Here is a 12,464-nt window from a genome sequence, read left to right as displayed (position 1 = left end):
AGACGGCCTCCTCATTCAGGAAAAGGCGGCTGGGCGGGTGATTCCTTCTCCGGGATATCAGTGATGGTCGCCTCGGTCAGCAACAGAATGCTGGCCACCGATACGGCATTTTCGAGGGCAATGCGCACCACCTTGGTCGGATCTATGATGCCGGCTTCGTACATGTCCACGTAACAGTTGGCAGACGCATCGAAACCGACATTGCCGGGTTCTGCGAGCATGCGCGCAACCACCACGCCGGCGTCCACCGCCGAGTTTTCCGCGATGAGCCTGGCCGGGGCTTCCAGGGCCCGGCGAAGCATTTGCAGACCGGTCCTGACATCGCCCTCGCAACGGGCTTCTTCGGCCGCGATAAGGGGGACAGCCTTGAGCAGGGCAAGCCCGCCACCCGGCACAACGCCTTCGGCTATGGCCGCGCGAGTCGCCGAGATGGCGTCATCCAGCGCGTCCTTGCGTGCCTTCATTTCCGCTTCGGAAGGCGCCCCGACGCGGATCACCGCTACCCCACCAGACAGCCTGGCCAGTCGTTCCTGGAGTTTTTCCCGGTCGTAATCGCTGCTGGTGTGCTCCATCTGCGTGCGAATCTGTTGCAATCGCGCCTCGATGGCCTCCCGCGTACCTGCCCCACCAATCAACGCTGTGCTGTCCTTTTGCACCACGACGCGGTGTGCCCGCCCCAACTGGCCCAGTTCCACTTGTTCCAGAGTGACGCCCAAATCGTTGGAAACCACCGTTGCCCCTGTCAGCACCGCCATGTCCTGAAGCATTTCCTTGCGCCGATCACCAAAGCCCGGTGCCTTGATGGCCACCGCTCGCAGGACGCCGCGAATCTGGTTGACCACCAGTGTGGTCAATGCCTCGCCTTCGATGTCATCTGCGATCAGGACCAGGGGTTGACCATTTTTCGCAACAAGCTCGAGCAAGGGCAGCAGGTCCTTGAGTGCGCCTATCTTGTGGTCACAGAGCAGCAAGTAGGCGTCATCGAGTTCGACCTGCATTTTCTCGGGGTCGGTGACGAAGTACGGTGAGACATAACCGCGGTCAAAGCGCATCCCTTCCATCACCTCAACCACCGTTTCAGTGGTCTTGGACTCCTCGACGCTGACGACGCCTTCAACGCCGACCTTTTCCAACGCGTCCGCCACCAACTGCCCGATAACGGCATCGTTATGCGCCGACAGCGTGGCGACCTGGGCCTTTTCCTTGGGCGTACTGACGGGCCGCGCCTGGGCGACGAGTGATTCCACCACCAACGACAAGCCGCGATCCAGGCCACGCTTGAGGTCGATCGCGCTGGCACCGGCGACGACGTTGCGAATGCCATCGGCGAGGATGGCGTGGGCCAGCACCGTCGAGGTACTGGTGCCATCCCCTACCGCGTCGCCGGTGCGCTCGGCGGCCTGGCGCAGCATTTGCGCGCCCAGGTTTTCCACGGGATCTTGCAGGTCAACGCGCTTGGCAATCGTCACGCCGTCATTGCAGACAGTGGGATTGCCCCATTTATTCTGGATCAACACCGATTTTGATTTCGGGCCGAGCGTCACGCGCACCGCGTCCGCCAACTGCGTGGCGCCACTGAGGATTTTCTCGCGGGCGGCAGCACGAAAGTCAATTTTACTGTGGGCCATCTGGGTGCACTCCTCGCCATTTGTATAACAAACGCATTGAAGAATGCTCATATGGAGTCGCCCGCCCCATGTTGACCTTTATCAACAAAATCACGGGGATCTGTCTGCCCGGCAGCGGCCTTTGACCGCGATGGAAAATATTGGCAAGCCTGGCAGGCGTGGATGCGCACCAGGTGCTTGACCTCATGCCACTCCCAAAGCCCCAATCACCCGTGCCCCCTTGACATTGGCCCCCCTCCCACGATCACAGCCCCTGCCCCGCCCGAGCCGCCAACGCCGGCGCCACCGGTGCCGAACTTTCGTGCGCAAACCTCGTTGGAACTACGGCTTGAAGATGTCGGTGACCTGGTCCTGTTGCATATGCCGGTTATATGAGGTCGCCGAGTTGATTGGTTTTTCCTCTGCCGGTGACTTTTCCCGCTGGTTCCGTGGCCAATTGTGACTACAGGTCACTCCGGTCCAACTCTTGGCGCACCACGCCCTTGGCTTTTCCTCCACATCAATGCCGTCATGCCGAAGTTTTTCCTGAACCAGAAGCCGAACGCGCTCGGGGTTGAGAACCCGAGCAGGTCGGCAACTTCTGCCAGTGAACGGTCACTATCGATAAGATGTAGAGAGGCAAACTCTGATCGAACAGTGCGCAGCAACAACGAGAAATTTGTTCCTTCAGCGAGCAGATGCCGATGGAGCGTACGTCGATCCATGCCCAGCGTCTTCGCCACTTGGTCCGCCGTGCAACGGCCAGTTGGCAGGAACGCGATGATGGTTCGCCGAGCGTTATGCGCCGAACTTTCACCGGCGCAAGAAAGGGCGTTATCCAGGATGCGGCGCGCATAGAGCGCCATGCGAGAGTCCGAGGGGGACAGCGGTGAACTCAACTGCTGTGTGGCGCAGACGATGCCGTTGAAATCTGCATTGAACTCCACAGTATCTCCGAACATCGTTTTGTGGAGAGTCGGACCACGCGGTGGACGGTGCTCAAGACAAACACTTCTGGGCTTCCAACGGGGTCCTAACAGTTCGGCAATACTGCGGTAGAGCACGCCCAAGGACAACTCGGTCACCTGCCGAACCGATCCGTGCGCTTCTGTTAACACCACCTCCAACCGAACAACTGACTAATCGTCGTGCTCCTCGACGCTTGTCAGTAGAGACGCGTTTACAAGCCGCATATAGCGACAGAGGTTATCGATCGCTTCTCGCGCAGTCTGGGCTTCACGCATCAGGACACTGAGCGGCCCGAGGTAACGTCAGGTAAACGTCCGGTTCGTCCTCCCCCTACCGGCGGGGCATTGCGAAAGACCCTGTGTTCTTGCGCAGGCTTCCCCCCTGTTCCGGGTAGCTCCCGGCACCCCATCGTTCGCGATAGCGTTGAACAAGAGCCTTCGCATGGCATCATCGCGAATGAACGGTGCGCTCAGTTGTGGCCAATGCTTCAGTCACTAAGGAAAGCCTGCATGAGTTACCAAACCATCATGTACACCCGGGAAGATTGCGTAGCCTGTATTACCCTGAATCTGCCGCAGCGACTCAATCCCATCGGCGCCGATTTGGTTAGCGAGCTCAGGGACGCACTCGCGCAGGTGCGCACCGATAAGTCAGTGCGCGCGTTGCTGCTGACGGCCAATGGAAAATTATTCAGTTGTGGTGCAGATCTGGGCAGTGGTGCTTTCAATGACCAGGAGGAGTCGCGAGGCACCCGCGCCGGGAAAGTCATGCGCAACTCGGTCAACCCGCTGATCACCGAGCTGCATGAGCTTCCCGTGCCGATTGTCATTGCATTGAACGGAGGGGCAGCAGGCGGTGGTGTCGGCTTGGCGCTGGCGGGCGATATCGTGTTTGCCGCACGCTCTGCCTATTTCTACCTGCCGTTCATCAAAAAACTGGCGTTGGTTCCGGACATGGGTGCCAGTTGGTTTCTCCAACGGCGCCTCGGCCCCGCCCGTACGTTGGCACTGTGTCTTACGGGAGAACGCCTCTCGGCTGAGAAAGCCGAGCAATGGGGATTGATCCAGGCTTGTGTCGATGATGGTGCACTGCTGACTGTCGCCACGCAGATGGCCCGGCAGCTGGCGCGTTTACCCGCTGACGGCATCATTGAGGCGCGCCAGCTATGTGCGGCGGCCAGCAGCAATGATCTGCGCGCGCAACTGGCGTATGAAGCAGAGCGACAACAGATACTCTTCGATTCTCCAGCGTTGGAGGAAGGTGTGAAGGCGTTCTTCGAAAAACGCGAGCCAGATTTTCCCGGTCGCCAGTAATCCACCAGCAATGCTTCTCCACCGCCCCTGAAAAGACCCTTTGAATGAACATCATGAAAACCCGCATTACCGAGTTGCTGGGCATCCAGTTCCCCATCGTCGAAGGGGGCATGCAGTGGGTTGGTCGTGCGCAACTGGCCGCGGCTGCCTCGAATGCGGGTGCCTTGGGCATGGTGGCGGCGCGAACGCAGCCGACGCCGGATGACTTGCGTCATGAAATCGAGCGCACCCGTGAACTCACTTCCAAGCCGTTTGGCGTGAATCTCACGCTATCGCTGACCGCCAGCAATGTGAATTACGACGGCTGGATCGAGGCCATCGTCAACAGTGATATTCGCATCGTCGAGACCGCCGGCAACAATCCCCAGCCCGTGATAGCCAGACTGAAGGAGCAAGGGATTAAAATTATCCATAAGTGCACTTCGGTCCGGCATGCCTTGTCCGCTGAACGCTACGGCGCTGATGTGATTTCCATTGATGGCTTCGAAGCAGCCGGGCATTGCGGTGAGGACGACGTCCCTGCCCTGATCATGCTGCCTGCGTTGGGTAAGGTACTGAAAATCCCTTACATTGCTTCCGGCGGGATCGCCAATGGGCGCAGCATGGCCGCCGCGCTGCTTCTCGGTGCGGAGGGTGTGAACATGGGCACGCGTTTTATGCTGACCCAAGAGTCCATCCTCCATGACGACATCAAGCATGCTCTGTTAGCGGCCACTGAACGTGACACCGTTTTGATCAAGCGAACGCTCAAGCGAACGGCGCGTTTTTTCAACAGTCCCGTCTCACGGCAGATCATCGAACTCGAACGACGCCCTGGCGGCGCTGGTTATGACGACTTACAGCACCTCTTATCGGGCCAACGAGGGCTGGAGGGATTGGAGTCGGGTGATACTGGCGCCGGTCTGATCTGCGCCAGTCAGGTCATCGGATTGGTTGACGACCTACCGACGTGCGCCGATTTGGTGGCGCGCATGGTCATCGAATGTCGGGAAGGACTTGAGCGCACACTGGCTCGATTCGACCGATAAATTCAGCGCAAGGCAAGCTCCTGCAGGATGTGCCAAAACCCTGTAGGAGCTGCCGAGTGCAACGAGGCCGCGATCTTTTGCTACTTAGCCCATCGCCAACAACCTGCGCGCTCGACCCAGCACCGGTGCATCGACCATTTCCCCATCAACCTTGAACGCTGCCTCGCCGCACTCGGCCGCACTCACCACGCGGTGCGCCCACGCCAATTCTTCGGCACTGGGTGCCAGTGCCGCATGCACAACGGGCACTTGCCGCGGATGGATGCACAAGGCACCGCCCATGCCCATGTCGCGGGCACGGCGCATTGCCGCGCCTAGCCCGGCGTCATCTTCGAAATTCGGGTAGACGCTGTCCAGCGGCGCGGGCAGATCGTTGAGCCGAGAATGCAACAACAGCGCAAAGCGCGTCTGGTCGAACAGCGTTTCCACAGCCGGACTGCCCACCTTCCACCCCAGGTCCAACGCCAGGTCCAGTGCGCCGAACGTCAGGCGCTGCACGCCCTTGCAGGAGGCAATGGCGCCGATCGCAAGCACACCCAGCGCGCTTTCGATGATGGGCCAGACAGGTTTGCCAGTTGCGGCGGCGTGGTTCACCTGGCCGACTGACTCGGCCTTGGGCAGCATGACGGCGCTGACACCGGGTTGCTGACGACAGAGCGCCAGGTCGGCCTCGTGTTCATCGGTTCCCGCCGCATTGACCCGTACCAATAGCCGGGCGTCTGGATTTTGCTTTAGAAACGCTTGCAGATGCTCTCGGGCCAAGGCTTTATCCGCTGGCGGTACCGCATCTTCGAAATCGATGATGACTGCGTCGGCGCCACTGGCCAGTGCCTTGGCGAATCGTTCAGGTCGATTGCCGGGCACGAACAGTGCCGAGCGAATCCACAGAATGGACATACACATGCCTCCCTCAACCGTTCTGGACAATGCCTGTTTCGCTCAGGCGCTGAATATCCATGGCGCTGTAACCCAATTCGGCCAGGAGTGTGTTGCTGTGCTGACCCAGCCCAGGTACGGCCGCCATGCGCGGTGAAAATGCATTGCTGCTGGCCGGCGGCAACAGCGTCGGCAGAATGCCCACCGGGCTGGCGATCTCTGTCCAGCGGCCTCGGGCCTTGAGCTGCGGATGTGCCCAGACGCCGGACATGTCGTTGACCTGGGCGTTGGCGATCTGCGCGGCATCGAGCCTTTCGATGACGGTGGTGGCATCCAGTTGGGCAAACACTTCATGGATGATGGCGCGCAAAGCCTGACGGTTGTCCGAGCGTTTGAAGTTGGTGATGAAGCGTTCGTCGTCGATCAACTCGGGACGCTTGAGCACCGTGACGCAAAACTGCATCCATTCACGTTCGTTTTGCAGCCCGATCATAACCGTGCCGCCGTCACCTGACGGAAATGGGCCATAGGGATAAATCGTCGCGTGTGACGCTCCCGTGCGCTGCGGTGGCGTGGCGCCCTCGAAGGCGTAGTACATCGGGAAGCCCATCCATTCGACCAGGCTTTCCAGCATCGAAATCTCGACACGACTGCCCTGCCCGGTCCTGTCCCGCAACAGTAGCGCCGAGAGAATGCCGGTGTAGGCGTACATGCCGGCCGAAATGTCGGCGATCGAACAGCCGGCCTTGGCCATGCCCTCCTCTGCGGCGTCACCGGTCACGGACAGAAAGCCGCTTTCGCTCTGGATCAGCAGGTCATAGGCCTTCTTGTCTTCGTAGGTACCGCCTTCGCCATAACCGGAAATGTCGCAGACAATCAGTCGCGGATAGTCTTTGTGCAACGTCTCGAACGACAGCCCCATCCGCGCGGCGGCGCCCGGTGCAAGGTTCTGTACCAGCACGTCGGCCTGCTGCAATAGCTGGTCGAGAATGACCTGGGCCTCCTGCTGCTTGAGATCGAGCGCGATGCTTTCCTTGGAGCGATTGGTCCAGACGAAATGCGAGGCCATGCCACGTACGCGCTGATCATACCCTCGGGCAAAGTCGCCGCTGCCAGGACGCTCAACCTTGATCACCCGTGCGCCCAGATCCGCCAGTTGCCGCGTGCAGAATGGCGCGGCAATGGCATGTTCAAGGCTGATCACGGTAATGCCGTCCAGCGGACGCAGGTTGTTCTGGTCATTGCTCATGGATGTTCTCCATCAAACCCTTGAGGTTCAGTGCATCACGCAGCGCCCAGACCCGGGCGATCAATACTCCGGCCTGATCACCATTCAATTCGCCGGCAAACGCCAGCAAGCGGCGGAACTTGTCTTCCAGTTCGGCGCGGGACAGCGTGTTGTCGGGGGAATCGGCTGCATCGCGCAGAAATTCCCAGAGTCCGGCGGCCTGGGTGCCGACGGTCGCCGTGGTGTGGAAAATCCGGTAATGGGAGCGGCCGAGGAATTCACCGAGGCGGATGCCGGCTTCATAACCAGCCACGGGCGGCCAACAGCAGCTCGGCACCGGACTTGCCCAGGTCCTGGGCCGCGGCCAGCACGGCGGGAAAGACCACGGTGGCCGGGTGCAGTACGGAGATGTTGTGCAGATCGTCCTGCTCGACCAGGTGTGAGGAGGCAGCATTGACCAGCGCGGCGAAGTACGCCGAGGTGCCAAGGCCATTGACCAGCAGTGTCGCCGGGCCGTGGGTCGGGCCCATGGTCGCGGCGTAGCGCTCGAACAAGGGGATCGGGTGCGCGCCCTGGCTGGCCAGGGCGGAACCCAGCCAGTCAAGGAACAGGTCTTCTGAGCGGGCAAGCACCGCTTCCGGCAGGTCTGCATAGCTCAGGCGGGCGAGAAAAGTCGCCAGCGAACGGGTATGGCTCATCGATTTGCCCTTAAAAACTGCGTGGCAGTTCGAGCAGGTGCTCGGCGACGTAGGACAGGATCAGGTTGGTGGAGATCGGCGCCACTTGGTACAGCCGCGTCTCGCGGAATTTGCGCTCCACGTCGTATTCGCAGGCGAAACCGAAACCGCCGTGGGTTTGCAGGCAGGCATTGGCGGCCTCCCAGGAGGCTTTGGCGGCCAGGTATTTGGCCATGTTGGCGCTGGCGCCGGCGTTGACCCCGCTGTCGTATTCAGCGCAGGCACGCCAGCGCATCAGGTCGGCGGCTTCGATTTCGATGTGGGCCTCGGCAATCGGGAACTGCACACCCTGGTTCTGTCCGATAGGACGGCCGAATACCACGCGATCGCGGGCATAGGCGCTGGCTTTCTCGATGAACCAGCGTCCGTCGCCAATGCACTCGGCGGCGATAAGGGTGCGCTCGGCATTCAGGCCATCGAGGATGTACTTGAAGCCCTTGCCCTCCTCGCCAATCAGGCTGTCGGCAGGAATCTGCAGGTTGTCGAAGAACAACTCGTTGGTCTCGTGATTGACCATGTTGGCGATGGGCTGCACGGTCAGGCCATTGCCGATGGCTTCGCGCAGATCGACGAGGAAAATCGACATGCCCTCGGACTTTTTCGTCACTTGTGCCAAGGGTGTGGTGCGAGCCAGCAGGATCATCAGGTCGGAATGCTGGATGCGCGAGATCCATACCTTCTGGCCGTTGATCACGTATTTATCGCCCTTGCGCACGGCGCTGGTCTTGATCTTGGTGGTGTCGGTGCCGGTGGTTGGCTCGGTAACCCCCATCGACTGCAAACGCAGTTCGCCGCTGGCCAGTTTCGGCAGGTAGTAGCTTTTCTGCGCCTCACTGCCATTACGCAGCAGGGTGAACATGTTGTACATCTGCCCGTGCACGGTGCCGGAGTTGCCGCCGCAACGGTTCACCTCCTCCAGGATCACCGAGGCTTCGGCCAGGCCCAGGCCCGAGCCGCCGTATTGCACCGGGATCATCGCCGCCAGCCAACCGGCCTTGGTCAATGCTTCGACGAAGGCTTCCGGGAAGCCTTTTTGCTCATCGATCCCACGCCAGTAGCTGGCATCGAATTCAGCGCACAACGCACGCACACCTTCACGGATCGCATTGAGTTCGTCACTGTTGGGGTTCATCGGGTGTCCTCGATTGTTGTTATGGGGCTGCCAGGAGAAGGCCGCAAATCAGTCGAAAATCAGTTCGGCGCGCTGGGCGATTCCGCCGTCGTCGCCGGCCCAGAGCTCGGCCCTGCCGGGTGCATACAGGCGTCCACCGACCATGAAGGGCTGTGGCGAGATCAACGGCCGGATGCCGCGATAGTCAAAGCGCCGGATTCGCGCCTGCGGGTTGGCGCGGCGGAAGGCGTGCAGGTTGAGCGTGGCAATCAACGGCCCCTGCACCACCAGGCCGGGATAGCCCTCGGCTTGGGTGACATAGGGCCAGTCGTAGTGGATGCGATGGCCGTTGAAGGTCACGGCGCTGTAGCGAAACAGCAAGGTCGGGCTGGGCGTGATCGATTCTTGCCAACCGGCAAGGGGCAAGGCTTCGCCACTGGCGAGCCGAGGTGGGGTCGGGTCGCGATAGACGATGTCCTGCTCCTCGCGAATCGCCAGTTGCCCGTCCTGGGTGTAGTCGTGACGCAGGGTCGCAAACAGCAGCGAACCGCTGCGCCCGGATTTTTCCTCGATATTCATCACGGTCGTGGTACGCGTTGCCTGGGCATCCACCCGCAGCGCCTCGTAGAATTCCACGCGTCCGCCCGCCCACATCCGATTGCGATTGTGGGTCGGTGGCAGCAGGTCGTTGTGGGCCGGGTGGCCGTCCAGGCCGAGCCCGGTTTCTTCTACCGCGGGCTGAAAGAATGCCCAGTGCCAGAGCGCGGGCAATGGCTGGCCCGGTTCAGGGGCGACATCACCCAGGGTTGCGGCGATGCGCTTGACCAGGCCCGAACTCAAATGCTCGGTGGTGTGCTCGCTGCGCCCGATCCAGGCGGCGTAAGGGGAATCACTCAGGGCTGACATGCACAAAATCCTCTCAGGGCGCGTAAGCCCTATGCTCGGATGTTTGCTGGCCCCGGCAGAACTCCCCGCATCGGGGGGCATCGGTTATGTAGGCGCTGGCTTGCCAGCGCCTACAGAGGATCTTTGCCGGGGCGACAGTCGAATGAGTGAAGCCTGGGATGAAGTTGACGGCGTCCGAAGGAACGTACGCTGGTGGGAGAATGGCACCTGCGAATTTGCTACTCCCCGACGGCCGGAAAACAGAGGATCGTGGCTGAATTTACCGGGATCACTGTCATGCCTGGCCTCCTTGCCCCCCGTCACGTGGCACCCTGCCCAGACCCGTTGCGCGATGCGCTCACGGCCCTTGCGTTTTATGAGCGCGGTGAACTCCATGAGGCCGGGCAGCGACTGACAGACATCCTGCCCGAAGCCCGGCGGATCGTCGCAGCCGATGCCCTGGTCATCAGCCACGTGCTGCTGGCTCGCCTGGCCCTGATGCGTGGCGAGCGAGAAAGCTGGTTGCGCCACTTGATCGAGCTTGAGCGGTTCGGGCAACAATCGGGCTGCGCGCAAGCCCAATGCGCAGCCTGGCTGGAACGCACCCGGGTGGCGACCCTGAACAACCAGCTGGATGTGGCGCAGGTGGCCTTGCAAACATCGCTAACCATCAGCGACCGACGGTTTTGCGGATTGGCCACTGGCGAATTCGACATCCCGCTGATCGCATCCCAGCGCCTGCGCATTGCCCAAGGCAATTACAACGCTGCGGTCGACGATCTGCTGTTGGCGCTTCACACCCCACAACAGAATCGTCCCCGGGAAATCAGGCTGCAATTGCTGTTGGCCATGGCTCAGGGTGGACTCAAGCAAAATCGATTGGCCATGCAGACACTCGACCGCGCCATGCGTTTGGCGGGTGATGTCGGTTTCTGGCAGTGTTTTATTGACGAAGGTGAGCCCTTGGCGGCGCTGTTACGACGCTGGGACGAGCAGCGATGCGCGCATGCCGACAGGGGTATTGATCCGGCCTTTGTCACGCAAGTGCTTGGTCGGCTCGGCATCCCCCCCATCACCCTTACCCCAAGAGAAACACAGGTATTGCATCTGTTGGCCGCCGGGCATCGCAACCGCACCATCGCGCAGAAATTGTTCCTCGGCGAATGCACAGTCAAGTCGCACCTGCACAAAATCAACGTCAAGCTCGGTGCCCACAGCCGCACCCAGGCCCTGGCGATCGCCCGCACCCGGGGCTGGCTGGATTGACGCTTGTATAGATCGTTCCCACGCAGAGCGCGGGAACGATCAGCTCGGGAGCGATCGGTGGTGCCTAGCGAATACCGGCGTTACGCAGGGCCGCCGGGGTGAAGTCGGCCATGGTGGGCTTATAGCTGTAGTCGGTGCCGCGCTTGTTTTCGTTGCCCAGGTTCGACACCAGGTAGCGCCCGGCGATCAGGTCATAGATGCCGATCCCGGCGTAGACCGCCACGCCTTGTTGGTAATCGTTGACCAGATACCCCTCGCTGACACGCCACAGTTGACCGCGACCGTCGTACTGGTCGATTTCCACCGCCGCCCAGGTGTCCTCGTCGAAGTACATATGACGCTTGGCGTAGATGTGGCGCTCACCCGGGCGTAACGTACCCTCCACTTCCCACACCCGATGCAGCTCGTAGCGGGTCAGGTCCTGGTTGATATGGCCGGGCTTGATGATGTCGGCGTACTTGAGTTTCGGCGATTGCAGCTGGTAATTGTTGTACGGGACGTAGATCTCCTTCTTGCCGATCAGTTTCCAGTCGTATCGATCCGGCGCGCCGTTGTACATGTCGGCGTTGTCCGCCACTCGCATGCCGTCGGCGGCGGTGCCCGGGCCGTCATAGGCCACTTGCGGCGCCCGGCGCACGCGGCGCTGGCCGGCGTTGTAGGCCCAGGCCATGCGCGGCTCCTTGACCTGGTCGAGGGTCTCGTGGATCAACAGCACACTGCCCGCCATCCGTGCCGGCGCGGTCACCGTCTGCTTGGCAAAGAACAGGATGTTGGCGGTGTCCTCGGGCTTGGCATCGACCATTTTCCACGGCAAACCCGCCGCGATTTCGATGTCGACGATGGTGTAGTCGCCATTGGTTTGCGGCGTCGCCTGGGCCTGGCGGTTGATGAAGTTGGTGCCCCGTGAACGTGTCAGGTGGTTCCACACCACTTCCAGTCCGTTCCTGGGAATCGGGAACGCGTAGTAGTGCGATTGTTCGAAGTTCTTCAGCGCATAACCGCCATTGGTCGCCTCGGTGGTCACCGCGCTTTTCTTCGCCGCGTCGTAGACCTCTTGGGGCGCCGAGGCTGTGCGCTGGGTCTTGTACACGGGGATTTTGTAGCTGTCGGGGTAGCGCTGGAACATCGCCTGTTGCCCGGCGGTCAAGTTGGCCTTGTACTGCGCGGCATTGGCGGCGGTGATCACGAACTGCGGCTTCTCTCCTTCGAACGGGTTGCCGAGAAAGTCGTTGGTCATCGGCGCGGCGCCGGGTTTCAGGCCTCCGGTCCAGGCGGGGATGCTGCCGCTGGCATTGCCGGCCTTTTCCCCGCCGAGGGGCGTCAGGCTGGTACCCAGTTTTGCCGCTTCCTGCTCGGAAACAGCGGCCAGAATGCTGGTGGATAACAGACTCAGCGCAAGGGTGCCGCATGCAACAAGAATGATTTTTTTCATGGTCTCGATCCT

10 protein-coding genes and 2 pseudogenes are annotated in these 12,464 nt (G+C 61.0%); 3 read left to right on the top strand and 9 right to left on the bottom strand.

The window, feature by feature from the left end; genetic code table 11:
* Nucleotides 1-11: 11 nt before the first annotated feature.
* The 3 genes and pseudogenes from groL to BKX96_RS33145 all read right to left on the bottom strand — a co-directional run.
* A complete protein-coding gene (groL, locus tag BKX96_RS08925) occupies nt 12-1,628 on the bottom strand; it encodes a chaperonin GroEL (protein ID WP_077183427.1) in 1,617 nt (538 codons plus the stop codon).
* Between the two features lie 449 nt (nt 1,629-2,077).
* The gene (locus tag BKX96_RS33150; RefSeq protein ID WP_256721490.1) at nt 2,078-2,473 is read right to left on the bottom strand and encodes a helix-turn-helix transcriptional regulator; all 396 of its coding nucleotides are present in this window, start codon (nt 2,471-2,473) and stop codon (nt 2,078-2,080) included.
* A 30-nt stretch (nt 2,474-2,503) separates the two neighbouring features.
* Nucleotides 2,504-2,860, bottom strand: a pseudogene (locus BKX96_RS33145) (AraC family transcriptional regulator ligand-binding domain-containing protein); the annotation flags it as partial.
* A 225-nt stretch (nt 2,861-3,085) separates the two neighbouring features.
* Between BKX96_RS33145 and BKX96_RS08910 the strand changes: the two are divergent.
* Entirely contained in the window at nt 3,086-3,889 is an 804-nt protein-coding gene (locus BKX96_RS08910) for an enoyl-CoA hydratase-related protein (RefSeq protein WP_077183423.1), read from the top strand.
* A 44-nt stretch (nt 3,890-3,933) separates the two neighbouring features.
* Nucleotides 3,934-4,917 (top strand): NAD(P)H-dependent flavin oxidoreductase, encoded by a 984-nt coding sequence (locus BKX96_RS08905; protein ID WP_256721414.1) that lies wholly within the window; start codon nt 3,934-3,936, stop codon nt 4,915-4,917.
* 84 nt (nt 4,918-5,001) lie between these two features.
* On the opposite strand, the gene BKX96_RS08900 is transcribed toward BKX96_RS08905, so the two are convergent.
* The 5 genes and pseudogenes from BKX96_RS08900 to BKX96_RS08880 all read right to left on the bottom strand — a co-directional run bounded on the left by BKX96_RS08900 (nt 5,002) and on the right by BKX96_RS08880 (nt 9,766).
* A complete protein-coding gene (locus BKX96_RS08900) occupies nt 5,002-5,814 on the bottom strand; it encodes an HpcH/HpaI aldolase/citrate lyase family protein (RefSeq protein WP_077183421.1) in 813 nt (270 codons plus the stop codon).
* A gap of 13 nt (nt 5,815-5,827) precedes the next feature.
* Nucleotides 5,828-7,042, bottom strand: coding sequence for a CaiB/BaiF CoA transferase family protein (locus tag BKX96_RS08895; RefSeq protein ID WP_077183419.1), 1,215 nt, complete (start codon nt 7,040-7,042; stop codon nt 5,828-5,830).
* A gap of 157 nt (nt 7,043-7,199) precedes the next feature.
* Nucleotides 7,200-7,719: pseudogene (locus tag BKX96_RS08890) on the bottom strand (MmgE/PrpD family protein); the annotation flags it as partial.
* Nucleotides 7,720-7,729: 10 nt separating this feature from the next.
* Nucleotides 7,730-8,890 (bottom strand): acyl-CoA dehydrogenase family protein, encoded by a 1,161-nt coding sequence (locus BKX96_RS08885; RefSeq protein WP_046819216.1) that lies wholly within the window; start codon nt 8,888-8,890, stop codon nt 7,730-7,732.
* A 48-nt stretch (nt 8,891-8,938) separates the two neighbouring features.
* Nucleotides 8,939-9,766, bottom strand: coding sequence for an HTD2 family dehydratase (locus BKX96_RS08880; RefSeq protein ID WP_077183879.1), 828 nt, complete (start codon nt 9,764-9,766; stop codon nt 8,939-8,941).
* A 285-nt stretch (nt 9,767-10,051) separates the two neighbouring features.
* Between BKX96_RS08880 and BKX96_RS08875 the strand changes: the two genes are divergently transcribed.
* Nucleotides 10,052-11,020 (top strand): LuxR C-terminal-related transcriptional regulator, encoded by a 969-nt coding sequence (locus tag BKX96_RS08875; RefSeq protein ID WP_077183417.1) that lies wholly within the window; start codon nt 10,052-10,054, stop codon nt 11,018-11,020.
* Nucleotides 11,021-11,084: 64 nt separating this feature from the next.
* On the opposite strand, the gene BKX96_RS08870 is transcribed toward BKX96_RS08875, so the two are convergent.
* Nucleotides 11,085-12,452, bottom strand: a complete 1,368-nt coding sequence (locus BKX96_RS08870; RefSeq protein ID WP_046819217.1) for a DUF1329 domain-containing protein — start codon at nt 12,450-12,452, stop codon at nt 11,085-11,087.
* Between the last annotated feature and the right edge of the window lie 12 nt (nt 12,453-12,464).

This window comes from Pseudomonas putida, from assembly GCF_001976065.1.
Lineage (GTDB): Bacteria > Pseudomonadota > Gammaproteobacteria > Pseudomonadales > Pseudomonadaceae > Aquipseudomonas > Aquipseudomonas serbica.
Note: the sequence above shows the minus strand (reverse complement) of the source record. Positions and strands in the feature narration are given on the sequence as shown.